This is a genomic window from Methylomicrobium lacus, from assembly GCF_041897535.1.
Classification (GTDB): domain Bacteria; phylum Pseudomonadota; class Gammaproteobacteria; order Methylococcales; family Methylomonadaceae; genus Methylomicrobium; species Methylomicrobium lacus_A.
The window spans coordinates 3,788,604-3,813,308 of record NZ_CP169217.1; the positions used below are offsets into that span (position 1 = coordinate 3,788,604).

Consider the following 24,705-nt stretch of genomic DNA (forward strand, 5'->3'; position numbering starts at 1 on the left):
TGCTGGGGTTGTGGCTGTCGCCCCGACGGGGTGATGTGGATTGCGTTCCTTTGCAAGAGCGATCATCGTTATACAAGTCCGTCATTCCGGTAGGGATTGCCGGAATCCAGGCTACAGGGACGTTTTAGAGCTTACCATCACTGGCCTGGATACCCGCTCTTGCGCCCTTTGGGTATCCCGGCGGGTATGACGATATTTATGTATAACACTGAGCGTAAGAGCGATGAGCTATTTTTGCCGCTGCGCCTTTTCTTCGATGCCGGACAAGCCGAAGCGGCGCTGCAATTCGTTCAATACATCGTCGGGGCCGAGGCCTTGTTGCGCCAACAGCACCATGCAATGAAACCATAAATCGGCCGTTTCATAGATGATCTGCTGCTTGTCGCCGCCCTTCGCCGCGATCACCGTTTCGGTCGCTTCCTCGCCGATCTTTTTCAGGATCGTGTCCAGGCCTTTCGCATAAAGGCTCGCGACATAGGATTTGTCCGCCGTTTGTTGCTTGCGCTGTTCCAGCACGTCCGCCAGTTGTTGTAATACGTCGCTCATGATTTTCGATATATCGCTTCAGGGTCTTTCAGCACCGGCTCGACGGTCTGCCATTGCTCGCCCTGCAATTGCCGGTAAAAACAGCTCTCGCGTCCAGTATGACAGGCAATGCCGCCTTGCTGTTCAATTTTGATCAGGATCACGTCTTCGTCGCAATCGAGATAGATGCCGAGCACCTTTTGCCGGTGGCCGGATTCCTCGCCCTTGCGCCAGAGTTTATTGCGCGACCTGGACCAGTACACCGCATAGCCTTCGGCGGCGGTCAACCGCAAAGACTCGCGGTTCATCCAGGCGAACATCAGAATCTTGCCGCTGTCCGCCTGTTGGGCGATCACCGGAATCAGGCCTTCTGAGGTCCAGCGAATGGCGTCGAGCCAGGCTTCGCTCATGTCAGCCGCACCTCGATCCCGTGCTTGGCCATGTGCTCCTTGGCCTGTTGAATCGTATATTCGCCGAAGTGGAAGATGCTGGCCGCGAGCACCGCGTCGGCCTTGCCTTCGATGACGCCGTCGACCAGATGGTCCAGATTGCCGACGCCGCCCGAGGCGATTACCGGCACCGCGACCGCTTCGCTGAGCGCGCGCGTCAATCTCAGATCGAAGCCTTCGCGGGTGCCGTCGCGGTCCATGCTGGTCAGCAGGATTTCGCCGGCGCCGTAGTCGACCATTTTTCGGGCCCAGCCGATCGCCTCGATGCCGGTCGATTTCCGGCCGCCGTGGGTGAAGATTTCCCAGCGCTCGGGCTCGCCGGGCGCGGAAACCTTTTTCGCGTCGATCGCGACGACGATGCATTGCGAGCCGAAACGCTCGGCCGCCTCGCGCACGAATTCGGGATTGGATACCGCGGCGCTGTTGATGCCGACCTTGTCCGCGCCGGCGTTCAGCATGGTGCGGATATCGTTCAAGGTGCGGATGCCGCCGCCGACCGTCAACGGAATGAAGACTTCGCCCGCGACCTGTTCGACCACGTGCACCATCGTCGCGCGGTCGTCATGAGTCGCGGTGATGTCGAGAAAGGTGATTTCGTCCGCGCCTTCGCGGTCGTAGCGCCGGGCGATTTCGACCGGATCGCCGGCATCGCGGATGTCGACGAATTTGACGCCCTTGACCACGCGGCCGTTATCGACATCGAGGCAGGGGATGATGCGTTTGGCCAGACTCATGATCAGAACGTCTCGGCCAGCTTTTGCGCTTCGGCGAAATCGAGCGTGCCTTCGTAGATCGCGCGGCCGGTGATCGCGCCGATCACGCCGTCGCCGGCAATCTGGCCGAGCGCGCGGATGTCTTCGATATTGGTGATGCCGCCGGAGGCGATCACCGGAATTCGGATCGCGCGCGCGAGGCGTGATGTCGCCTCGATGTTCACGCCCTGCATCATGCCGTCGCGCGAAATGTCGGTATAAATGATCGCCTCGACGCCGTCTTCCTCGAAATGCTTCGCGAGATCGATTACGTCATGGCGCGACAGCTTGGACCAGCCGTCGATCGCGACCTTGCCGTCCTTCGCGTCGAGGCCGACGATGATCCGGCGCGGGTATTCGATCGCCATGTCGCGGACGAAATGCGGCGCGTTGACCGCCTTGGTGCCGATGATCACATATTCGACGCCGGCATTGAAATAAGCCTGGATCGTTTCCTCGTCGCGGATGCCGCCGCCGATTTGAATCGGCACGTCCGGAAAGGCTTCGACGATCGCATGGATCACCTCCGCGTTGCGCGGCTTGCCGGCGAAGGCGCCGTCCAGATCGACCAGATGCAGACGCTTGGCGCCGAGATTGACCCAGCGGCCCGCGACCGCGACCGGGTCTTCGGAGAACACCGTGTCGTCTTCCATGCGCCCCTGCCGCAAACGGACACATTTGCCTTCTTTCAAATCAATTGCAGGTATTAACAACATACACGGATTTCCTCAACAGCAATTTTTAGAGTCATGATGATCAACGATCAAAAAAATCAATTAGATTGACCAGTGCAAAAAGTTGCGCAGCAACTGCAAACCGGCGGTCTGGCTTTTCTCGGGGTGAAATTGCACCGCAAAGATATTGTCCTGGGCGAGCGCACAGGCGAAGTCGTCCGGATAGGCGCTGGTGGCGGCCGTCGCTCTGGCGTCGTCGGGCCGCGCATAGTAGCTGTGCACGAAATAAAAGCGGCTGTCCTGCGGAATGTCTTGCCACAGGGAATGTGCAGTCTGATGCACCTGATTCCAGCCCATGTGCGGAATTTTGAGCTGATTGCCCTGGGCGTCGGTCAGTTTGTCGGCAAAGCGGACGACGTGTCCCGGGATCAGGTTCAGGCCCTGGATGCCGCCGTTTTCCTCGCTGTCGGTCAGCAAGGCCTGCATGCCGAGACAAACGCCGAGCAGCGGTTTGGAGGCCGCGACCTGGCGGATAACCTCGGCCAGACCGGTTTCGTGCAAGGCCCGCATGCAGTCGCGAATCGCGCCGACGCCCGGAAACACCACCCGGTCGGCGCCGAGAATGGCTTCGGCATCGGCGGTGCAGATCACTTCGGTTCGGGAATCGGCATGCTGCAATGCCTTGACGATGGAATGCAGATTACCCATTCCGTAATCGATAACAGCGACAGATGACATAAGATTTAGGCGAAAGGCTCAGGCTAAAAAAGAAAAAGATTTAGGGGCATTGCCGAATAAACTTAACAAGGATAATGGGTTCTAAGAATTAAAGCGTGCCTTTGGTGGATGGCATGATGCCGGCCATGCGCGGGTCGGGCGTAATGGCCATCCTGAGCGCGCGGCCCAAGGCCTTGAAAATCGTTTCGGCGATATGGTGCGCGTTGACGCCTTTCAAATTGTCGATATGCAAGGTCACGCCGGCGTGGTTCACGAAGCCCTGAAAAAATTCGCGGAACAGATCGACATCGAAGCGGCCGATCGTCGCGCGCGGGTATTTGACGTCATAGAAAAGCCCCGGACGGCCGGACAAATCGAGCGCGACGCGAGACAAGGCTTCATCGAGCGGCACATAGGCATGGCCGTAACGGACGATGCCTTTCTTGTCGCCGACCGCCTGCGCAAAGGCCTGACCAAGTGTGATGCCGATGTCCTCGACCGTGTGATGCGCATCGATTTCGAGATCGCCATTGGCTTCGATATCCATGTCGATCAAGCCGTGGCGGGCGATCTGGTCGAGCATGTGATCGAGAAACGGCACGCCGGTTACGAAGCGGGATTTGCCGGTGCCGTCCAGATTCAGGCTGATCTTAATTTGCGTTTCGAGCGTGTTACGCTCGACTGCTGCGGTGCGTGGTTCCATGATTGGGTTATGAGATGGCATAGTGGGCCATTTTACACTGAACTCAAGTATTTTTGCAGTAGTTGCTGATGCTGGCCGGCAACTCGAATTTCCGCCAGGACTGCCGCATTCTGGCATCAGTCGGCCGGCATTGCAAGCGATAGGCTATGATATGATTATAAATAATGTTGACGCTTAGCCTTCACTTCGTCAACAACAGGTTATTTCGGGAAACTTTGAAAACAGATGTCCGCCCGCCTTGGGAGATATGACTCTTGCAGCAGCCTAACGAATTTCCGAAAGCCAGGATCGTGATCGTCGAGTGGGACCGTGCGGGTGATGTTGCCGCCTGGCCGCCGAGAATCAAGCATGTCAACGCGGCGGCGGCCGAATTGCTCGGTTTCGAGGAGCAGGAACTGGCGGATCAATCCTTCCATCGCCTCTGTCCGGAAAGCGAGGAGCAGCCCTGGCGGCAAATTTTTACGCAACTGATCGAGACCGGTGTCGATCAATCTGTGATCGCCGGCGTGGCGACCCGGGCCAACCGGATGATCAAGGCGCAGGTGTCGCTGTCGCGGTTGCTGACGCAGGTTCCGGAGCGGGTCGCTATCCTGATGCTGATTCAGGAATTCAACGGCAAACAACTCGCCGAAATCGACGGCGTGGACGCTCCCGGCATCGCCGGCATGGGCGTGAATGTGTGCCGGGATGTCGAATCGGCGCTGGTCGAAAGCGAGGAACGTTTTCGGCAAATGGCCGAGATGACCGGCGAATGGCTGTGGGAGCAGGACCCCGGCGGCTTTTATATCTATTGCAGCACCGCGGTGAAGCAGATCCTGGGGTATAGCCCTGACCAGGTCGTCGGCAGGCATTACACCGAATTTTTGACCGCGCAGGACAAGGCCGAACAACAGTTTTACGCGGCCAGCCAGCAGCCGTTCTACAGCCTGATCAATCATTACCAGCATAAGGACGGCCATCTGGTGGTCACGGAATCGACCGGTTTGCCGATCACCGATGCGGCAGGAAAGCTGCTCAAATGGCGCGGGGTCGATCGCGACATTACCGTCAGGAAGCAATTTCAGGATGCGCTGATCGAAAGCGAAAAACGCATCCGCCTGATCATCGAGAGTTCGCTGAGTGCGATCGTGATCATGGATTCCTACGGCATCATCCGCGACTGGAATCGCCAGGCGGAACAGATTTTCGGCTGGCGCCGCGATGAGGCCATCGGCCAGCGCCTCGATGAACTGATCATCCCGGAACGCTTCCGCAAGGCACACCGCCTGGGACTCGACAATTTCCTGCGCGGCGGCAACGGCAGCATCCTGAACCGTCTGATCGAGCAGACGGCCTTGCGGCGCGACGGCGCGGAATTTCCGATCGAGCTCAGCATTTCGCCTTTGAAGGAAGGCAATGTCTTCATCTTCAGCGGTTTCATCCATGACATCAGCGCGCGCAAGGCTGCCGAGCAGCAGATTCGCCAGGCGCAGGTCAAACTCGCGATCGCGCGTAATGAAATCGATATTGCGCGCAAGATTCAGGCGACGCTGTCGCCTTCAACGCCGATCAAAAACCGGCATTTCGAGGTGCTGGGCCGCTGTTTGCCGGCCGATCAGGTCGGCGGCGATTATTATGATTATTTCTGCCGCGGCGATCGCCATCTGGACATGGTGATCGCGGACGTGTCGGGGCATTCTATCGGTCCTGCGCTGTTCATGGTCGAAACGCGCAGTGCGATTCGTGCAAATGCCGCCGGCGTCGAGTCGCCGGCCGTCAAACTCGATCAGTTGAACCGTTTTCTGTTTGAAGACCTCGACAAGTCGGATTTTTTCATCACCCTGTTTTATCTGCAATACGATATCGACAACCGGCTTATCCGCTATGCCAATGCCGGTCACCCGCCGCCTTTATTATATAAGCCGCGTCAAAACGCCTGTCTGCGGCTGGATGCGGACGGCTTGATCGTGGGCGTCAATCAACAGGTCTATTTCGAAGAAAAATCGCTGCCGATAGAGCACGGCGACCTGATTCTGTTTTATACCGATGGCTTGATCGAGGCGGAAGGAGGGCAAGGCGATTTTTTCGGCATCGACCGGGTGGAAAGTCTGCTGAGCGAGTATTGCCGGGAGACCCCGGATACGCTGATCAATGTCTGCCTGGAGCGTTTGAAACAGTTTTGCCGGACCGATTCGTTCAGTGATGATATTACGTTGATGGTTTTTAAATGTTTATGACGATTCCGATGGAAACCACGTCTGATGAGGGCTGTCTGGACTTATAAGAATCCGGGAGAGTCGAGTACAAAATTAATTATCTCAATGCCAAACCGCAGCTAACCGAAAACCCAAGCCTTGGCATTGCGCCAACCACGTCATGACGAGATCGCGCGACAAAAAATACGCCTACTGCGCCGCCATTTTCTCCGCCGTTTTGATGGGGTCGCTGGGGCTTGTTGTCCGCAGCATTTCGGCGGATGCTTCAATTATCGCGTTTGCCCGGATGGGTCTGGGTTGCGTGTTTCTGCTCGGATTCTTGGGGCTGACCAGGAGTCTCCATGCGCTCAAGGTCGCTATGTCTCCTTGCCTTATGGCCAGCGGGCTATCGATTGGTTTTTGCGTTTGGTTCTACATCCAGGCGATGGCTCACACCTCGCTGGCCAATGCCGTGTTCTTGCTTTATTTGGGCCCGATATTCGCTGTCGGTTTTGCCTATTTTGTGCTGCGGGAAACCATCGCGCTTTGCAACGGCCTGTTGATGAGTCTGGCATTCTTGGGTTTTCTGTTCGTGCTTCGGTTCGGCTTCTCTTTTTCGGGGGAGGGTGCTTTGGGCTATGTCTATGGGGTGTTGTCGGCTCTTAGCTACGCCTTGGTCATCATAACCAACCGCAAGATCCCGGCACGGGTGCCGCCATTGGGGCGCGCTTTTTACCAACTGCTGATTGCTGCACTGTCGCTCATCCCTTTTTTAGCCGGGCATGAGTTCGATGTGAGCCTGGAGGATCTGCCTTGGTTGCTCGCGGCGGGTTTTTTTCAAGGCTTTCTCGGATTGACCTTCATGATCTTCGCCATTCGGCATTTGACGGCCTACGAGTTCGGCATTCTGTCCTATTTGGAGCCGGTCATCGCCACGTTGATTGGCGTGATGATTTACGCCGAACCGATGTCGCCACTTCAGGCGGTAGGGGGGAGTCTCATCCTTTTGAGCGGCCTCGCTCAGATTTGGGCAAGCCCTGCCAACCGCTCCCCAGCCACCCGCAGCCCCTAAGGAGTTTGGCCATGGCCCAGTTTTGCCACATCATATCAGCCATAGATACCCATACCGCAGGCGAGCCCGCCCGCATTGTCGTCAGCGGCCTGCCGCCTATTCTGGGTAACACCATGGCGGAAAAAAAGCAGTACCTGAAGTCGCGGCTCGATCACTATAGAACCCTCCTGATGCAGGAGCCACGAGGGCATCAGGACATGTTCGGCATCATCCTGACTCCGCCGACTCACCAGAAAGCCGACTACGGCCTGCTGTTCATCGACAGCGAGGGCTATATCGACATGTGCGGCCATAGCGTCATGAGCGCTGCCACCGCACTCATCGAGACCGGCATGGTTTCGCCGATCGAGCCGGAAACCCGTGTTGTTTTCGACACCCCAGCCGGCTTGATCGAAGCGCACGCCAGTGTCGTGGGTAACCGGGTCATCGAGGTCGCCGTTGCCAATGTCCCTGCATTCCTCTACGCCAGGGACGTGGCAATCGATTTGCCTGAAATAGGCAGGATCTACGTCGACGTGGCGTTTGGCGGCAATTTCTTCGCCTTGGTTCCGGCCAAGGCTTTGGGGCTTGCGGTCCAGCCTTGCAACTCAAGCCGGCTAATCGAACTGGGCGTGGCGGTGAAAAGGGCGGTTAACGCCAAACTCGCCGTGCAGCACCCGACTCTCGTTCACATCACCAAGGTTGAGTTGACCAAGATCTACGACAAACCCGAAGCCTCCGGTCCCTTTGCCCAAAGCGTGGTCATCTTCGGCGATGGTCAGTTGGACCGTTGTCCTTGCGGGACCGGAACTTCTGCCGCGATGGCGGCGCTTTATGCGAAGGGTGAGTTGGCGTTGAATACCGAGTTTATCAATCAGAGCATCATCGGCACTCAATTCAAAGGAAAACTCCTGAGGGAAGTTCGCGTGGGCGATTTCGTCGCGGTCGAGCCCGTCGTGACCGGAGCGTCTTATATCACGGGGATGCAGCAGTTTATGGCCGATCCCAATGATCCGTTTAAATACGGTTTCCTGGTCGGTTCAACGGTTCATCGATAGAAATACGGAAGGGAAAGTAGTTACAGCCGCAGGAGGGGCACATAAGGGACATTTGAGGGTCTGGCTCAATGAAATTCGTATGATTATTCTTGAAGCATTGAGGACAGACGGAAGTGTTGGCGAGTTCATCAGAAAGTTTATTCATGATAAGCCCCTCGACTGAAAGTCAGCGGTTTGATAAAAAAATTGATGGGGACGAGCGACGTGTTATTTGATTAAGAAATGATTACGCCGTCTTTCTATATCTTCCCTATTTTAAGGTTTATTTGCAACAAATTATTGATGTTAGCAATATTTGGTGCTGAATAGTGTCCTTGAATAAGATGGTTTTTAGGTATGAAATTGAGTAAAAATTACATTAAAAACATTGTCTTGTTCGGGTTATGGAATTGATGATCAGCTTTGGTAGATGTTAGGGCAATCCGTGGTAAACAACAATAAAGCTACGCCTGGGATGAGGCGAATAAGCGTCGAAAATCCGCATTTTATCGGAGCCGAGCCGGCGCATACGCCGGATGATTCGTGATGGGGGACGGTAGGGTGATCCAAAAATTGCCGGACCGATCGTAACTCGATGGTCGGGTTGGGAATGGAAGCGGGTTCTGAACAAGCTAAGGATGTGGCTAAAAATAACTTCCTGAAATGCAGCCTGATCGTTCCCACGCTCTGCGGTTCGGGACGCAGTGCGTCCTTATCCCGGTTCCACGCAGAGCACGGGAACCATGAGGGAAGTAATTATTGTTTCATTCACGGATGTTAATTTTTTTCCACATTTAAATTCTCCTCATCGCTGTCGGGAGAGCGTTTCAGTAAATCGGTTATGAGAGTCCAACTGAATTTCAAAAACATTGAAACTGCAAATACAATGAATACTCCCGCCTGGTATATTTTGCCCAACATCGTTCCTTCTCTAAGATGCGGATAGTCAGGAGAAATATTAACCAGCAGTCGGAACAAAAATAGGGCAGCGATCAAAGCGGCGATGCTCGCATAGAGCTTTTTTCTCGTCAGAAACAACGGCAAAAACGCCAGGATAGGGCATATCGCGATTAACAGGCCTGTCGTCTTATTAATCAAAGCGGTTAACAATGGATTCTGTATCTGTGACAGCCTCTCTTCCGTTGCATTGCGCACCTCAATGACGTCATCTTTCAAAAGCGGAGCAATGCTTTGAATGGCCTCTTTGCCTTGTAATGCTATCAGTGCTTCCATGGCGGCAATGCGTATATTGGGGGCTTTGTCTTTTACAAAATAGACAAGGGTTGGGATGGCTTCCTTTGCTTGCAGTTGCGCAACGGTCTCTATCGCCGCTAAACGCACAGGGATTTCCGTGTCTCGCAAAAGAGGAACAATACTTGGAATCGCTTCTGTCGCCTGTAATGCCTTTAATGTAGCGACCGCCGTATAGCGAACGTTTTTGTCGTAGCCCTGCAAGAGGGGCATGACATTGGAAATCGCTTCTTTTTTGGGGATTTCCGTATTTTCTGCTTGAAAGTGTTGCAATAATTCCATCGCTCGGATTTGCACACGTTCGTCATGATCATGCAAGAGGGAAATAATTCGAGGGATTATTTCTTTTTCTTGCAAGCGCGCTAATGAATTGAGCGCTTGAAGGCGTACATTTCCAATAGGATCGTTTAACAGCGGAACAATACTGGGAGCTGCTTCTTTGCCCTGTAGTTCTTCTAAGGCCGATATGGCGTTACTGCGCACGTCAGTATCGTTATCTTCTAAAAGAGGCAGAATACGAGGAATCGCTTCTTCGGCCTTGGTACTGCGTAACATGCTGATCGCCGTAGAACGCATCTTTGCATTGCTATCCTGCAAAAGATAAATAATACTGGGAACCGCTTCTTTGGCGCCTAAATCCTGTAATGCCTTGATTGCGCTCAAACGCACATTATCATCGTTGTCTTTTAAAAGAGAAGTCATTTCAGGAATGGCGTCTTTTCCTTGCAATGCGCTCAATACTTCTATGGCGCGAATACGGATATTTTTATCGCTATCTTTCAATAACACAATAATGCCGGAAACCGCCTCTTTGGCTTGCATTTCCAGTAAGGTGTTCATCGCGCCCATGCGTACATTACTCTCGCCGTCATTTAAGAGAGGAATGATATGGGGAATCGCCTCTTTGGCTTTCAATTGCAATAAGGCTTCCATCGTGCTGATGCGCACTTTGGTATCTTTTGCTTTCAAAAGAGGAATGATGCTGGGAATCGCTTCCTTGGCGCGAAATTGCACTAATACATCGATTGCTCTGCTGCGCACATGGCTGTCCGTATCCTGCAACAGAGGAATCATGCTGGGGATTGCTTCTTTTGCTTGTAATTGCCCTAATACTTCTAATGCCGCATCACGGACATAGGGCTCGCTATCTTGCAAAAGAGGGATAATGCTGGAAATCGCTTTTTGTTCGGCTAACTGTTGCAACAACTGCAATATATCCGATCTTTTATTGCTTAGGCTGCCTTTGCCTTCCAAACACTTTTTTCCAGATCCGGATGCCTGATTAAAACAGTCTTTGGCTTGTTCGGCCATAGCAATATTATTTACTAAAAATAAACTGATGGAGAAAATAAAATAGAGTATTTTTTTCATAAATAATAAACTTTTGCCAGTGGGGGTAGGCTTGAAATACAACACCTCAATGCAATCCTAATAATTGATTTTAATAAATCTGTGATGCGGTTTTTTCCATGACTTACCAAACGCATACCATTGCTTTTCACTATAAAAGAATAGCCTAATACATAAAAATAAGCAGGTCCGCGCCACGCTTAGAAATAAGCGATCAGGATGCTGGGCCGGTGATTAAGTCCCAGCGCATGCGCGTAATACACAAACTCTATCGCGTATGCGCTGCTGATGGATTAAATAAAGTCTCATTGGAGGATTGGTTTTGCATCCTCTCAAGCGTTGGCCTCCTAAAAGCATACCTTTATACACAACTCCGTCATTCCGGCAGGGATTGCCGGAATCCAGGCTACAGGGATGTATCGGGCTTGTCATCCCTGGCCCTGGATACCCGCTTCCCGGCGGGTATGACGGCATTTGTGTATAAGGGCATGTCCTAAAAGGCCACGTAAATAGCCTAGCCACACCCGAAAGAAATTAACGCAGCACAATCCCGTCTTGATGGTCATAATCCGGTTTTGCCGGCTTCACTCCAGGTGATAGGGCATTGATTTCGCGGGAGATGAGCGAATAAAGCCCGGAAGTCCATTCCGGAAGGTCTACGGAGTTAGCCTTCAGCGGGAAGACTCTCGGGTCGTGCGGGGCAATCACCACTTTCACATTTTCGGCGCCCACTTGCGCGGTTAGGACGAAAAGTTCCTCTATCGCTTCATCGCCCATGGCCAGGCAACCGATGGAATTGGCTCTGCCATGGATGAAAATGTCCGACCCCGGATCGGTGCGCCCGTCCAACTCGGCATGGAAGAGGTCGAATGCGTTGGGGTAATTTAATTTCATCGCCAAATGGTAATGGCTGTTGGGATTTAGCCCTTCGATGCGGTAAATGCCTTCCGGTACCTGCATGTCGCCCTGGCGCAATTTGGGGCCTGACACGCCGCTGGCGGCCCTGATGCGATAGTCGCGGATGAAGCGGAAGTCGCCGTTGTCTCTGGCCCAGAGCTCCAGTTTCATTTCCTGTTTCAAAGCGACGAAGGTGACTTCCCGGGGCGGGTAGGGCACCTTGGCCTTGGCGAAATAGGGATTGAGCTTGCTCTTCGCATATTCGCCGTAAACGCGCAGAACATCCGCCACGGTCCGTTGGCCGGGCAGATTGGGAGCCGGGATGTAATACACTTTCCGGTCGGTCTGGGTCTGCGCTTGGGGGGTGACGGCGGGGGGAATGGCCTTCGTAATGGGAGCGGGAGGCTGGTGCCCGGAGCACGCGCCGAGCAATCCTGCCAAGGCCAAGGTGGCAATGATTTTGGGTGTTGAGTTCATCATGTGCGCTGGGAAAACCATGACCGGGGATTTCAACCGGCGTCTGTGTATGAGTATGGCCGTCACGGGAAAAATCACCCGGCAGTCCTTGCTTTTTGGTATCGACGCCTTACGAGAGCCTCTGCCGCCAGATACCTTGCTTTGAGTCGAGCGATGTTTAGGTGTTTGTACCAATAGCATAATCAATTTCTATTTGATCAAATGTTTTTGCTTGCATTAAGAATGCGCCAGCAACGATGGAATAAGCCAAAAACACCTGTGCAATATTATACGCACAAATACCGGAGAGAGAGTATGAAGAAGACATGTTTGCAAGTCGGCATTTTAACTTTGGCTTTTGGCGTAGCCGGATCTTTGATTTGGTCAGTGCCCGCCTATTCCGAAACGGAAGGCATGGAGCGGCGCGATGATCGCCGGGATAACCGGCAGGGTGCGCAGGACATAAGGCAGGAGGGGCGAGAAACGGCAAGAGATGCCAAGGACGCATGCAAGGACGCTGGCGAGAATCGGTCGGAATGTCGGCAAGAAAAACGGGAAATCAAACAAGACGCCCGTGAAGCCGGCCGTAAGATTAAACAGAACGATTGATTCGGCGCTACCGAGTGCCGTCGCATTCCAATTGGTGTGGGCCAACATCGGCGAGCCAACGCGCTTCAACTTGGGGTGCGGCGGCAGGTAGCTGCATCACGCGGCTCAGCCGTTCTTTTTTGTGCTCCTTTGCGCAATGATTACAAAATGACCCGATTGATTACGCGAATTTTATTTTTTTTGGAGATTGCATTGGTGTTGGATGCCTGTAGCAGCACTGCACCTACGGTCACGCACGATAACGCCATGGCCTACCGAAACATGATTCCACCACGGACGGCTCCACCACAAAGCGTCTATGATTCGGCAACTGACGCCGACACTCAACCGCGGACGACTTTACGGCAAAACATCTATCGCTCGGCGGCTTACTATGGCCCATTTCAAAAACCTTACGCACTGGAACCGGCGGTTGAATTCTGGCGCAAAACCTATACGGTGTGGCATCGCTCGGAAGTCGCATTTCATGACGACCGCTATCTGGATGTGATATACGAAGTGATGGTGCTGCCCGGCGATGTCGACGATAGCCTGACGGCCGAACAAAAGGAAATAGTCAACGAACGCCGCGACTTTTGGAAAGCCCAATTGCTCGCTCTGGAGAGCAAATTGCGCTACAACGTGCCGTTGAATGCCAATGACAGGCAATTGATCGCCAAACTGGAAGGTAGCGGCAGGCAACTTAACGGCGTATTGAACGGAGCCGCCGAGCGGGTGCGTTCGCAGCGCGGTACCCGCGAACGTTTCATGCGCGGACTCGAGGTCAGTCGCCGCTACGACCGGCGATTTAGAAAAATATTCCGCGACGCCGGCTTGCCGGAAGATTTGGCCTGCCTGCCGCATGTCGAATCCTCGTTTCAAACGGCGGCCAAATCCTCCGCCGGCGCCGTGGGCATGTGGCAATTCACCCAAGCCTCAGCGCGAACTTTCATGCCCGCTAGCCATGCGAAAAGTCATAAACAAAGCAGTAGGGGACGACATGGCGATAAGAAACGCCGTGGCAGCAGCCATCACCATAGCCATAAGCAAAGGCATAGCCGTAGAGTGAGTCATAGCCATAGAGTAAGTCATAGGCCTAGAATTGATCCGCGCCTCGATCCTTTTGCTTCCGCCATCGGCGCGGCCCGTTATCTGAGTCACGCCTACGGTATACTGGGCGACTGGCCTACGGCGATTACCTCCTACAATCACGGTATCAGTGGCATGAAAAGGGCGCAGAATCAAGTCGGCCGCGATTTTGTCCGCATCATAGAGTCCTATAGCGGCCCAGCGTTCGGTTTTGCCTCCCGCAACTATTACGCACAATTTCTGGCTGCGCTCGAAATCGCCAACAACCCGATGCAGTATTTTCCGGAAAGTGTGCAATACAAAACACCGTGGCTGTCTAGGCAATATCTGACTGCGGAATAAACTGACTCGTCTACTGACAACCAATAGCCGTGTTGTTACCCCTTGTGTGCAATGCGGATGGGCTTTGTTTCATAAATCAATACGTTAGTCTTTATTCATGTACGCCTGCTTACTGTTTCACTTAAAATTCCAAGATCATTAGATGCCTGTTGTTCACTTCGCTCACCGTTTTGAAGCTCCAGCGCTCAAAGCGCTTTTTATGGCTGGTGCTTACCAGGCAGCGCCCGTGAGGAAAGTTGTTTAGCGCCCACTCTATCCGGGCACGTTCCAAATCAGCCCCAACTCCTTTACCGCGATGGTCTTTATTTACGGCCATCATGTAGAGAATATGTGTATCCGAAGCCCAATCGGCCGCCTTAATGCCTCCCACTCCGATCAACGTTCCGTCAAAATCATAGGCGCCGAAAAATTTTCTATAGAAAGGCTGCGCATCCAGCGGGCGTATCTCGTTGACTAACCGGCTTTTCTCGTAGCGGTCAGATTCGCTGGGGCAATTGGAACAGAGCAAATCGACCGCATCGGATAATGCGAGCGAAGTGGTATCTAAAGGGCGTATCGTGTAGGTTTTCATTTTTATAACAATTTGGTCGATAATAACTCCCCTCATGGTTCCCACGCAGAGCGTCACCGCCGCTAAGTTAAGGGCAAAACTCCCTCTCCCACCGGGAGAGGGTCGGGGTGAAGGGAATAAAATAAGGAAAAATACTTTAATTTGATCCCCTCATCCTAGCCTTCTCCTTTATGCCCTGTGGGTGCGGAGGGAGAAGGAACCGGCAATCCTTAACTTAATGGCAGTGACGCAGAGCGTGGGAGCGATCAGGCTGAATTTCAGGAAGTTGTTTTTAGCCACATCCTTAGCGAATTTGTTTAACTCGTTGTCAGCGTAGATAATCAGTGACCGCTTGAAAGCGTACGATTTGTCGACGGATGTCAATGATCTGCTGAGCGACGACGCTCGCAAGGCGTATGATCTTTTCCAGGCTCGCGGTTGCAGTCATATAGGCGATGTTGATAACAAACAGCACAGCGATTTAACCGGCGTACATAGCGGCGATGGGCTGACAGAATCAAGCTGTCAATACGATCACTTGCCATGGGATGTGCGTTGCGTCTGATCAGCAACAGGACATAAAGCTCTCGCGCCTGGTTTATCAAGGTGTCATTATCCAGCGATTGCCCTTTCATGGTCTTTTATCGAGTAGCTAGTTTTTCTGTCCGGTCAGACGCGTGATGATCAGTATGAAGGGGTATTGTTGCAGTTCTGTGAAATGATCGTTTCCCCAAGCAATCCTGCTTTCCGGTGGTTGTCCAGGCCTGGGTTTGCAACCGCTAGTCTTGGTTTTAACCGGGCGCCGCCTGGATGTCGCCAGAATGCGGTCGGCTAAGAAGCAACATGGCCTAAGCTCGGACTGCTAAGGCTTTTGTTGCCTTATCCACAAAAACTGTGGATAACTGTGTGACCAATTCGTGACTCGTTGCGTCAAGTCTTTGGTTTTTCAAGGCGTTGACTCAAGTTGATCAAAAAATAGCCATCCCCGAAGGTCGTTGACGGCTTTTTATACTGCGGGTCGGGCCACCGTGGCTATACTTACGGCTCCAGACACTACTTGGTAACGGCAACCATGCAGACAGAAACAGGCAAACTGGTTCGATGGATCGACGACAAAGGCTTCGGCTTCATCAAGCCCGACGCCGGGGACAATGACCTCTTCATCCATATCTCCGCCTTGAGGGGTATGAGTCGTCCTCCGGTGGTCGGCGATACTATCCATTACCAGACCGAGTTCGACGCCAGTGGCAAACGCCGCGCCATCCATGCCCGCATCGAAGGCGTACCCCAAGCACTGACATTGGAACCCGTCGCGAGAAAGAGCGAGTTGCCGACCGGTCCAGCCAAATATGATAGGCCACAGCAAAAGCCGAAGCAGGGGATAACTCGACAGCAAAAGAGATTTGGTAGCCTACCGTTTCTGTTCCTGTTGCTGATCGTTGGCGGTGTTTATGCTTACGACAAGTTGGCCCATCGCTCTGTCGCAGTCGTCGATCAGCCAACGACTCAGCCAGTAGTGGAATCTGTGATGCCCGAACAACACTTCCAGTGCCAAGGCAAGGTTTATTGTTCGCAGATGACTTCTCGCGAAGAAGCCGAGTTCTACTTGGATAACTGCCCCGGTACGAAGATGGACGGCGACGGGGATGGTGTGCCTTGTGAAAATCAGTTTTGAAGGCCCCGTTCCGTATCCACGACCTCAGGCAAACCCATGCCTTGATCGCGATCAACAACGACGCCTCGCTGTACGAAGTGCAGAATCTGCTCGGGCACAGCCAGGCAAAGACCACGACCCGTTACGCGCATCTGGCCGATGAAGCGCTGCGGCGGGTGTCGGACAAGGTATCCAAGACGATCCAGAATGCGATGGCGTAAAACGATAATGGCCTTAGCTCAGTATGAGCTTAGGCTGTTTTTTCTAACGTTCGATGGAGGCGACAAGCCAGTTCCCGTTCCAGTTCTTTACAATAGGAGTCTGGAAGCCAATTTTCATGAGGAATCTTATCTAAAGCGCGCTGAATTAAGACTTTCTTCGCTCGTTTTTGTTCTTCTTTAAGCTTTTTTTCCTCCAATATCCCGATTAGTTTGGAGCGAGTGATGTTAAATGACGACTTGCTTTCCTTTGCTTGAATTAGCTTGTCGCGTTCTTCCAGAAAATCGAGTCGGTGGCCGGGTTTGCTTGGTTGTTTAAAGAAGTAATCAATGTTCCTGCCTAGTAGCTCCGGTAGTTTATTTTGAAAGAATTGGATTTCGGGTTCATGTCCAAGGTTGTCCGGAATATCTAAGATGGGGGGGGAGCCAGTTGCGGTTGGGCCACCCATAGCGTTTATTATATCTTGCAGAAAAGATGGGTAGCCTGTTAATTCAGAAAGGCGATTTAACCGATTCTTGATGACACCTATTTCGTAGCATAACTTATTAAATTCCCTATGATACTGCTCATCGATGTCGGTATCTTCGTTGGTTGCTATCGGTTCAAGGTCTTCTGTTTGGCTGGCTTTTCGTAGATCCCACCAAAACTGTGCATACAAATCTGATTTATTTTTCATTTCCTCCAATTCTTCATTATGGCAGTTTTCAGCATGACTTGAGTTTGCACAAATTCTGGCTATTTCCGCGCAGGTGTCAGCGACGGCAAATCCTCCATATTGGTATATTAGTTGAACTAGATATGCTTCTGCGTGGGGGCTTTGATATGAATTCATTTGATGTCCAGGCCGGTATTATGGCGCGCTTCGTTGTGGGCTTTGAGCAATAGCGAGCCGGAGCCACAAGTCGGGTCGTACATCGTTTGATTAGCGCTGCCGATGCCGATCACTTTCGCCGTGATCCGCGAGACTTCCGCCGGGGTGTAGAACTGGCTCTTGCTTTTGCCGGATTCGGTGGCGAAGTGGTGCATCAAATATTCGTAGACATCGCCGAGAATATCGTCGCCCTCGGCGCGGTTGCCTTTGAAATCCAGTCCCGGCGTGTTGATGATGCTAACGAGATTGGAGAGTCGATCTACCATCTCCTTGCCTTTGCCCAGCTTCTCGGCGTCATTGAAGTCGGCGACGTCGATTACGCCTTTCAGATCGTTGGCTTCGGCGAGATGGCTGATGATTTTGTTTATCTTATCGCCATTCAATGCCACCATGTCGGTAAAGCTGCCACCGGGCGGCACTTCAATCAAGGCATCTTTTTGCCCGGCGTACTTATCGGAGATGTATTTGACGAAAAGTAACACCAGCACATAGTCCTTGTACTGGGATGCATCGATACCGTCGCGCAATTCGTCGCAGCTTTTCCATGGCGAGCCAAAGAGCTCGGATTTTTTGATGGCCATTGAGTGGTATTTCTTCTGATGATTCGCTTGCCGGCATGGCAAACAATAACGAGAGCAAAATCCGTTTAACCGAAGGGCAGGGCATCGGTTAGCAGGTCCTTGCTCCGAATCATAGCCGGAATGGTACGAGTTTTCAAATCAACCAGAAAATTGAACCAGTGTCACAGCGGGACATTGGCAAAACCTCAGCTGGTGAAAGCCGTAAAATATTGAAAAGTCAGATGAAGCGTGGAACAAGCTAGACGGAACCGGACTGAGCTAGACGCCGCTCTCCCCAGAGGAGGACCGGAAGAGGGCAAAAAAAAGGGCTTGCATCTCTGCAAGCCCTTCATTTATTTGGCTCCCCCGGACGGGCTCGAACCGCCGACCCGGTGATTAACAGTCACCTGCTCTACCGACTGAGCTACAGGGGAATGGTATGTCGATATTTCAAAAATGGCGCGCCCGGAGAGATTCGAACTCCCGACCGCTCGGTTCGTAGCCGAGTACTCTATCCAGCTGAGCTACGGGCGCCTAATTGATCCACTCATTATCCAGTAATTTGATTTCCTTGTCAAGTATTCCGTTAATTTTTTTATTGTATGAGCTTTTTAAAAAAACCTTGGCGGAGAGAGAGGGATTCGAACCCTCGATGGGCTTTATAGGCCCATACTCCCTTAGCAGGGGAGCGCCTTCAGCCTCTCGGCCATCCCTCCAATTCGGTTTTCTATTTCGAGTCGTCTGCGTCTGTTGACTCAGATTGTTCTTTCTTAATGCGTTCGTAAATTTCTTCCCTGTGGACTGAGACTTCTTTCGGTGCGTTGACACCAATCCGTACTTGATTCCCTTTGACTCCAAGAACTGTGACGGTGACCTCATCACCTATCATTAATGTCTCACCTACCCGACGAGTCAAGATAAGCATAGCCCCTCTCCCTAATCACATTGAAAACGCACTGTTTACACAGCGTCCAACTCAGAAGCGCAAAGTATATCATCAATTTTTAAGAATGGAAAACCCCATCGCACATTATTTTTTCATTGTGGCGGGGTTTTTGCTTAACACGGCAATGCTTGCGCCTTTGCGATTTTATGTTAAGACATTGAATGTAAAATGATTATTATCGATTATGGCGCCGCATGATCGCTGTTGGACATTTTTGCGTGCTTTATGGAACGGTTGGGTTACCCCTCGGCGAGAAAACATGGGATAATTTGAGGCTATCGTTTCCCCACTTGCATTTGCATAACAAAATGGCGCAATACATCTTTTCAATGAATCGGGTCGGAAAAATCGTTCCGCCCAAGAAATACATCCTGAAGGACATCTCGCTGTCCTTCTTTCCCGGCGCGAAGATCGGCGTGTTGGGTCTGAACGGTTCCGGTAAATCGACGCTGCTGAGAATCATGGCCGGCATCGATAAGGAGATCGAAGGCGAGGCGATTCCGCTAAAGGGCATCAATATCGGTTATCTGCCGCAAGAGCCGCAGCTCGACCCGAATAAGAGCGTGCGCGGCAATCTCGAAGAAGCGGTCGCGCACATCAAGGACGTGTTGGCCGAATTGGATGCCGTTTACGCGGCCTACGCGCTGCCCGATGCCGATTTCGACAAACTGGCTGCCGACCAGGCGCGTCTGGAAGACATTATCAATGCCTGCGACGGCCATAATCTTGACCGCCGCCTCGAAGTGGCTGCCGATGCCTTGCGCTTGCCGGACTGGGACGCCGACGTGACGAAACTGTCCGGCGGTGAGAAACGCCGTGTCGCGCTGTGCCGGCTACTGTTGTCGAATCCGGACATGCTGCTGCTGGACGAGCCGACCAACCATTTGGATGCCGAATCGGTCGCCTGGCTCGAACGCTTTTTGCACGATTATCCGGGCACCGTCGTCGCGGTCACGCACGACCGTTATTTCCTGGACAATGTCGCCGGCTGGATTTTGGAACTCGACCGTGGCGCGGGCATCCCGTGGGAAGGCAATTATTCGAGCTGGCTGGAACAGAAGGAAAAACGTCTGGAGCAGGAAGAGCGGCAGGAAACTTCTCGCCAGAAAGCGATGAAGGCCGAGTTGGAATGGGTACGTTCGAATCCCAAAGGCCGCCATGCGAAGAGCAAGGCGCGTCTGGCCCGATTCGAGGAATTGTCATCGGTCGAAGTGCAAAAGCGTAATGAGACTCAGGAAATCTATATTCCGCCAGGACCGCGTCTCGGCGATGTGGTGATCCATGCCGACAATATCAGCAAGGGCTTCGGCGACCGGCTGTTGATCAACGACCTGAGCTTCAAACTGCCGCCGGGCGGCATCGTCGGCATCATCGGGCCGAACGGCGCCGGTAAGACGACCTTGTTCCGGATGATGGCCGGCCTCGAACAGCCGGATTCGGGCGCGCTGACGATGGGGCAGACCGTGCAACTGTCTTACGTCGATCAGCTCCGCGACGACATGGACCCGAACAAAACCGTGTTCGAGGAAATCTCGGACGGATTGGATATCATCACGGTCGGCAAATATGAAACGCCGTCGCGCTCGTATGTCGGCCGCTTCAACTTCAAGGGCGCGGATCAGCAGAAGAGAATAGGGGATCTGTCGGGCGGCGAGCGTAACCGGGTGCATCTGGCCAAGCTGTTGAAAAGCGGCGGCAACGTGCTGCTGCTGGACGAACCGACCAACGACCTGGACGTCGAAACCCTGCGCGCGCTCGAAGAAGCCTTGTTGGCTTTCCCCGGCTGCGCGGTGGTCATTTCGCATGACCGCTGGTTCTTGGACCGGATCGCGACGCACATGCTGGCGTTCGAGGGCGACAGTCAGGTGGTCTGGTTTGAAGGCAACTATCAGGATTACGAGGCCGACCGGCACCGCCGATTGGGCAGCGATGCGGATAATCCGCACCGGATCAAGTATAAGAAGCTGACTCAGTAAAATCCGGGCCACTTTCTCGGCGCGGGACGTGATCTTTATCGCGTCCCGCGCCGTTAGGGGATTGCAATGGATTGTAGGAAAAAACGCCCCCGCTCCGTTCTCGCATGGGCAACATCATCCGCATAAGCCGCTAAGGATAAACGTCAGTCAAACCTCAAAGCGTTGAAGCGGCGAAAAATGACGTTTGCATCCACTCTGCGCCTAACTTGGGGATATGCCGAGCGACCGTTAAAAGCTCATCCCTGGCATTTTTGATGGCGAATGACAATGCCATTGCCGAAAGAGTGGTGTGGCGTCAATTTTTCGAAGCTGCGCAGGGGATTGCGGTTCGATAACAGATCCTTATCAGAGACAGAAAAAAATGAATACTCGATCACTCACTACCCGAACGCTGGATTTTTGGTTACTCGGCGGCGCTAGCTTGTTGCTTTGGCTGATCATGACACTTTTACAGTTCGACCGTAGCCATCCCGCCATCCAGCCCTATTTTTCCAACACGCCTTACATCACGGCCTCGCTGGCTTTAGTGGTCAATTACCCGCATTTTATCGCCTCGTATAAGCTCGCCTATACCCGTAACGGCGGTTTTATTCGCCAACACCCACTGGCTTTGGTGCTAGTGCCAGGTCTATTGTTGTTTGTGATCATTGCCGGCTATATGGGTTTTGACGAACAAATTGCCGGTAGCGGATGGGAGCGGCTCGTTCATCAAATCCAGGCGGAAGGCTTCAGCGTCGGGATCCTCTACCCATCGCCTTATTGGCGCGATTTTGTGTTGGGTTTGCTGATTAACCTGATGTTTTTTACCGTCGGCTGGCATTACACCAAGCAAACTTTCGGCTGCATGATGGTGTATGCGCATTACGACCATTATCCGCTATCCAAACCGCAGCGGCTGGTGATCCGTTATGCCTTGTTGTCGGTTTGGTGGTTGAGTTTTATTAGCGGAAACATCCGCCAGACCACGGCGCAATTCTCGGGTTTCCATTATATGACGCTGGATTTGCCCGATTTTCTATGGCCGCTGAGCCAATTCCTGGTTTTGCTGGGGCTGGCAGCCATCTGCGTGGTGCTGTATCGGGTCTATCGACAGAGCGGCAAAAAACCCAGCCCGCAGTTCTTGGTGGCTGGCGTAGCTCTCTATATATGGTGGTTGCCCTGGACGCGGCAGGCCGATTTTTATGGCTATTGGGTGCCATTTTTCCATTCCCTGCAGTATCTGGCGTTTGTCTACACGGTAGAAAACAACCGCCTCAAACGGCAGTCACGCCAAGCTATCGCCGCAACCGTCATCATTTTGGGATTGCTGGCCGGCGGCTGGCTGCTGTTCGAATATTTGCCGCGCAGCCTGGATATGGCAAATACGAAGGCCTTGCATGGTATCGCCTATTGTTTTTTGACGGCCACTCTCTTCATCAACATCCATCACTACTTCATCGATCATGTGTTGTGGCGGATGAGCGACCCGCACATCAGGCGTTGGTTGATTGCGGATGTGATGCAGCCATGATGAAGTTTGACTCATGCAGTCAACCATCAGTAAGGTGGGAGAGATCACGAAGCGGCGGCCAAGTGCTTTGCGCAAGCAATTTGGAAACCGCTTCGTCTTTTATGGCAAAGTTAAATTGTCGATCAGGCTATTCGTCTAATGCGTTATTGGCAAACCAATGCGCATGATACCGGCGGATTTCCCGATTTGCTCATTGCAATCGTGCAGGTTTTGGTTCCGCTTAACGACGGAACCGTTAAGGATATCGGTGATGGGCAGGTATAGGTTGAGGTGACATTCTTATTGTCCACATAAACACACTGTAAGTTATTGGTATTAGAGGCCGTCACGGTCACGTTCGATTGAGAGCTCGAAAAATTCAAACAGGACGAGGTATTGCCGGACGACGGCGAACAACTCAAACTGATTCCGCTCCAAGTACTGGTGTACTGAGTTTTGTAGGTATCGTTCCCCCACTTATCCGGACATGAAAAATTATTAATGGCTGATGAGGCCAGGGAAATCGAATAGGTCGTGCCGCCGCCGGTGCCGGAAAACGGCACGGTCACCGATGCGGATTTTACCGGCGTGTCCAATGCGTTGATCGCGGCTGTTCCCGTTACCCCCGAATTGCTTTGCTTCATTTCCGCAACGATCTTGATGTTCGAGGTCGGCGCATTGGTTGAATCCATTCTAAACACGGCTTTGGTAATCGTTTGGTTTTGATTGGCATTTGCAACTTGCGCCACCGTCGGGCTGTCGACACAGGTCTTGTTCGCGCTGGCGTTATTGCCGGTCAACGGACAAGGGCTGGCCGTGCTGGTGTTTGGACTGGTGCCGTCGGATTTGGTGGTTTTCCAATCCGCCAAACTGGAGACGTGGTATTCATAAAAAGGCACTTCTTGCGGCACCAAGCCTGTCTGGTTGAAGCTCAACCCCGTTTTTTCGGAAGGCGCCATATAATCGACAAAGATGCCGCGCGCCATCATTTGCGTGCCGTTTGCCGGCGTTGTCGGGGTAGGCGCGGTCCAGGCTGTAGCCGTCGTGCCACTGCTGACATACGCATTGACGGTGCTGGCCACATAGTTTTGGTAGCTGGCTACGTTAGCGGAGTTAGTCAGGTCGCTGCGGACAAAGGCATTCAAGCCGACCAAATTCCAATCATTGACCACCGTCCAATAGCCATTCACCCGTTTTAATCGGCATGACTCAAGATAGGTTCCGGAAGTCACCGCAGACGTAGCGCTTGAGGAGGCATAATGGTTGTGATCGTTATCCGTAAAGTCGTTCCTAAAAGGGGTGTAACACTTTTTGCGGTTTTCCTCTGATGAATAGTCGCAAACATTATCGCCCGTGGTGTTTTCGTGATGATCCCGGCAGCAGGTGTCGCACAGCGCATTTTGTTGATTGCTCTGGCCTGTTTTGGTTCCCGTTTTGGCTTTGGTCACGGAATTGTGGCCCTGGTCATAGCCCGTTCCTGAGTTGCTGGACAATTCACACGAGCAGTTTAATGTGAAAAATTCTTCTTTTTTCAATTCCACTGGGGTCGAGCCGGTGCACTGTTTATAGGTCGTGGTCGAAAAGCTGATTAAATTATTGTCGGCAACACCTCCGCTGTTGGCGTCGATCGTCGGATCGGGTTTGTCGGTTTCGGTGTAAATGGTGCAGTTACCGCCTGAAGAGGAAGTTCCGCCTGACGTCGTTGTGCCGCCTGATGTCGTTGTGCTTCCCGTCGTAGAAGTCGAACTGCTCGTCGTTGCGATTCTGGGTTGGGCGATAACGTCGGGCGCCGCCTGCGGGGTATAAAAGACTTTAGGTTTTTCTCCGCTTCCGCCGACATTGTTGCCTATCGCGCCGGTCGCCGCCGCGGAACTGGTGCTGTTGATGACCGAACTCAGCGAGGCGGTTTGCGCCGTGCCGTCGGTATCCGTCCAAGCGACATTGACGGTAACCTGTTTCTGTATGATATTGCCGTTCGGTGTCGCGGTCAGCGTTGTGCCGTTGTAATAGTAGGGGGTCGAAGTCCAGCTGCGGGTAAAGGTCAGGTTGTCTCGGGTGACATTACCTGAAGGCAAGGCGAGAGCACAAGCATCATCATCGGTTGCATCGCAGCGTCCGCCGGTATTCGCCGCGATGCTGGTAAAATCAAATATATCGGCGTCGCTGGCATCGGTAATCTGAAATCCGCGTAAATCCTCCATTTTTTCTTCTGCGATACTCATCGCGATCGAACGCCCATTGGCCGCGCTGCTGTTTTTAAAAAAATTTCCCTGTAGCCTGACGAGAGCAGATATTCCTACCGCAAAGACAATGGCGGCAACCAAGACTTCGATGAGGCCGACGCCCTTTTGGTGATAAATCGGTTTCATAGTGTTACCTGTAGTG

Annotated in this window: 23 protein-coding genes and 3 tRNA genes; 9 read left to right on the forward strand and 17 right to left on the reverse strand. The window is 52.8% G+C overall.

What is annotated here, in order from left to right:
- Positions 1-228 precede the first annotated feature (228 nt).
- The 6 genes from ACEPPP_RS17000 to hisB form a co-directional block, all read right to left on the reverse strand.
- Positions 229-546 (reverse strand): phosphoribosyl-ATP diphosphatase, encoded by a 318-nt coding sequence (locus tag ACEPPP_RS17000; protein ID WP_374088553.1) that lies wholly within the window; start codon positions 544-546, stop codon positions 229-231.
- The gene (gene hisI, locus ACEPPP_RS17005; RefSeq protein WP_374088554.1) at positions 543-935 is read right to left on the reverse strand and encodes a phosphoribosyl-AMP cyclohydrolase; all 393 of its coding nucleotides are present in this window, start codon (positions 933-935) and stop codon (positions 543-545) included. The genes ACEPPP_RS17000 and hisI overlap by 4 nt, the downstream gene beginning before the upstream one ends.
- Positions 932-1,708: an imidazole glycerol phosphate synthase subunit HisF gene (gene hisF, locus ACEPPP_RS17010; protein WP_374088555.1), complete on the reverse strand. Its 777-nt coding sequence runs from the start codon at positions 1,706-1,708 to the stop codon at positions 932-934. Before hisF ends, hisI begins: the two co-directional genes overlap by 4 nt.
- 2 nt (positions 1,709-1,710) lie before the next feature.
- Positions 1,711-2,442, reverse strand: a complete 732-nt coding sequence (hisA, locus tag ACEPPP_RS17015) for a 1-(5-phosphoribosyl)-5-[(5-phosphoribosylamino)methylideneamino]imidazole-4-carboxamide isomerase (protein ID WP_374088556.1) — start codon at positions 2,440-2,442, stop codon at positions 1,711-1,713.
- 60 nt (positions 2,443-2,502) lie between these two features.
- Positions 2,503-3,138 carry an imidazole glycerol phosphate synthase subunit HisH gene (hisH, locus tag ACEPPP_RS17020; protein ID WP_374088557.1) on the reverse strand — a complete coding sequence of 212 codons (636 nt, stop codon included), beginning with the start codon at positions 3,136-3,138 and terminating at the stop codon, positions 2,503-2,505.
- A gap of 88 nt (positions 3,139-3,226) precedes the next feature.
- The gene (hisB, locus tag ACEPPP_RS17025; RefSeq protein WP_374088558.1) at positions 3,227-3,820 is read right to left on the reverse strand and encodes an imidazoleglycerol-phosphate dehydratase HisB; all 594 of its coding nucleotides are present in this window, start codon (positions 3,818-3,820) and stop codon (positions 3,227-3,229) included.
- 254 nt (positions 3,821-4,074) lie between these two features.
- Between hisB and ACEPPP_RS17030 the strand changes: the two genes are divergently transcribed.
- The 3 genes from ACEPPP_RS17030 to ACEPPP_RS17040 all read left to right on the forward strand — a co-directional run bounded on the left by ACEPPP_RS17030 (position 4,075) and on the right by ACEPPP_RS17040 (position 8,103).
- The gene (locus ACEPPP_RS17030) at positions 4,075-6,036 is read left to right on the forward strand and encodes a PAS domain S-box protein (protein ID WP_374088559.1); all 1,962 of its coding nucleotides are present in this window, start codon (positions 4,075-4,077) and stop codon (positions 6,034-6,036) included.
- Positions 6,037-6,175: 139 nt separating this feature from the next.
- The gene (locus ACEPPP_RS17035; protein ID WP_374088560.1) at positions 6,176-7,066 is read left to right on the forward strand and encodes a DMT family transporter; all 891 of its coding nucleotides are present in this window, start codon (positions 6,176-6,178) and stop codon (positions 7,064-7,066) included.
- Positions 7,067-7,077: 11 nt separating this feature from the next.
- Positions 7,078-8,103, forward strand: coding sequence for a proline racemase family protein (locus ACEPPP_RS17040; RefSeq protein WP_374088561.1), 1,026 nt, complete (start codon positions 7,078-7,080; stop codon positions 8,101-8,103).
- 756 nt (positions 8,104-8,859) lie between these two features.
- On the opposite strand, the gene ACEPPP_RS17045 is transcribed toward ACEPPP_RS17040, so the two are convergent.
- From ACEPPP_RS17045 to ACEPPP_RS17055, 3 genes are all read right to left on the reverse strand, one after another.
- Positions 8,860-10,704, reverse strand: a complete 1,845-nt coding sequence (locus ACEPPP_RS17045) for a HEAT repeat domain-containing protein (RefSeq protein WP_374088562.1) — start codon at positions 10,702-10,704, stop codon at positions 8,860-8,862.
- Positions 10,705-11,217: 513 nt separating this feature from the next.
- Positions 11,218-12,060, reverse strand: a complete 843-nt coding sequence (locus ACEPPP_RS17050) for a murein L,D-transpeptidase family protein (protein ID WP_374088563.1) — start codon at positions 12,058-12,060, stop codon at positions 11,218-11,220.
- A 154-nt stretch (positions 12,061-12,214) separates the two neighbouring features.
- A complete protein-coding gene (locus ACEPPP_RS17055) occupies positions 12,215-12,364 on the reverse strand; it encodes a hypothetical protein (RefSeq protein WP_374088564.1) in 150 nt (49 codons plus the stop codon).
- Here ACEPPP_RS17055 and ACEPPP_RS17060 point away from each other — a divergent pair.
- Positions 12,352-12,645 carry a hypothetical protein gene (locus tag ACEPPP_RS17060; protein ID WP_374088565.1) on the forward strand — a complete coding sequence of 98 codons (294 nt, stop codon included), beginning with the start codon at positions 12,352-12,354 and terminating at the stop codon, positions 12,643-12,645. The genes ACEPPP_RS17055 and ACEPPP_RS17060 overlap by 13 nt on opposite strands.
- Positions 12,646-12,891: 246 nt before the next feature.
- On the forward strand, positions 12,892-14,055 hold the full coding sequence (locus tag ACEPPP_RS17065; protein ID WP_374088566.1) for a lytic transglycosylase domain-containing protein: 1,164 nt from the start codon (positions 12,892-12,894) through the stop codon (positions 14,053-14,055).
- 121 nt (positions 14,056-14,176) lie between these two features.
- Here the strand turns inward: ACEPPP_RS17065 and ACEPPP_RS17070 are convergent, their stop codons facing one another.
- The gene (locus ACEPPP_RS17070) at positions 14,177-14,626 is read right to left on the reverse strand and encodes a GNAT family N-acetyltransferase (RefSeq protein WP_374088567.1); all 450 of its coding nucleotides are present in this window, start codon (positions 14,624-14,626) and stop codon (positions 14,177-14,179) included.
- Between the two features lie 1,051 nt (positions 14,627-15,677).
- Between ACEPPP_RS17070 and ACEPPP_RS17075 the strand changes: the two genes are divergently transcribed.
- Positions 15,678-16,280, forward strand: a complete 603-nt coding sequence (locus tag ACEPPP_RS17075) for an excalibur calcium-binding domain-containing protein (RefSeq protein WP_374088568.1) — start codon at positions 15,678-15,680, stop codon at positions 16,278-16,280.
- The gene (locus ACEPPP_RS17080) at positions 16,277-16,480 is read left to right on the forward strand and encodes a tyrosine-type recombinase/integrase (RefSeq protein WP_374088569.1); all 204 of its coding nucleotides are present in this window, start codon (positions 16,277-16,279) and stop codon (positions 16,478-16,480) included. The genes ACEPPP_RS17075 and ACEPPP_RS17080 overlap by 4 nt, the downstream gene beginning before the upstream one ends.
- 29 nt (positions 16,481-16,509) lie before the next feature.
- Here the strand turns inward: ACEPPP_RS17080 and ACEPPP_RS17085 are convergent, their stop codons facing one another.
- The 6 genes from ACEPPP_RS17085 to csrA all read right to left on the reverse strand — a co-directional run bounded on the left by ACEPPP_RS17085 (position 16,510) and on the right by csrA (position 18,834).
- Positions 16,510-17,310, reverse strand: coding sequence for a hypothetical protein (locus ACEPPP_RS17085; RefSeq protein ID WP_374088570.1), 801 nt, complete (start codon positions 17,308-17,310; stop codon positions 16,510-16,512).
- Positions 17,307-17,930, reverse strand: coding sequence for an N-6 DNA methylase (locus tag ACEPPP_RS17090; RefSeq protein WP_374088571.1), 624 nt, complete (start codon positions 17,928-17,930; stop codon positions 17,307-17,309). Before ACEPPP_RS17090 ends, ACEPPP_RS17085 begins: the two co-directional genes overlap by 4 nt.
- Positions 17,931-18,267: 337 nt before the next feature.
- A tRNA-Asn gene (locus ACEPPP_RS17095) sits at positions 18,268-18,343 on the reverse strand.
- A 23-nt stretch (positions 18,344-18,366) separates the two neighbouring features.
- Positions 18,367-18,443 (reverse strand) — tRNA-Arg (locus tag ACEPPP_RS17100).
- An 89-nt stretch (positions 18,444-18,532) separates the two neighbouring features.
- Positions 18,533-18,625: transfer RNA gene (locus tag ACEPPP_RS17105), tRNA-Ser, on the reverse strand.
- 11 nt (positions 18,626-18,636) lie between these two features.
- Positions 18,637-18,834, reverse strand: a complete 198-nt coding sequence (gene csrA, locus ACEPPP_RS17110; RefSeq protein WP_374088572.1) for a carbon storage regulator CsrA — start codon at positions 18,832-18,834, stop codon at positions 18,637-18,639.
- Positions 18,835-19,163: 329 nt separating this feature from the next.
- On the opposite strand from csrA, the gene ettA reads away from it, so the two are divergent.
- Entirely contained in the window at positions 19,164-20,831 is a 1,668-nt protein-coding gene (ettA, locus tag ACEPPP_RS17115) for an energy-dependent translational throttle protein EttA (RefSeq protein ID WP_374088573.1), read from the forward strand.
- Positions 20,832-21,192: 361 nt separating this feature from the next.
- Positions 21,193-22,341, forward strand: coding sequence for a hypothetical protein (locus ACEPPP_RS17120; RefSeq protein ID WP_374088574.1), 1,149 nt, complete (start codon positions 21,193-21,195; stop codon positions 22,339-22,341).
- 143 nt (positions 22,342-22,484) lie between these two features.
- Here the strand turns inward: ACEPPP_RS17120 and ACEPPP_RS17125 are convergent, their stop codons facing one another.
- Positions 22,485-24,689: a hypothetical protein gene (locus ACEPPP_RS17125; RefSeq protein WP_374088575.1), complete on the reverse strand. Its 2,205-nt coding sequence runs from the start codon at positions 24,687-24,689 to the stop codon at positions 22,485-22,487.
- Positions 24,690-24,705 lie beyond the last annotated feature (16 nt).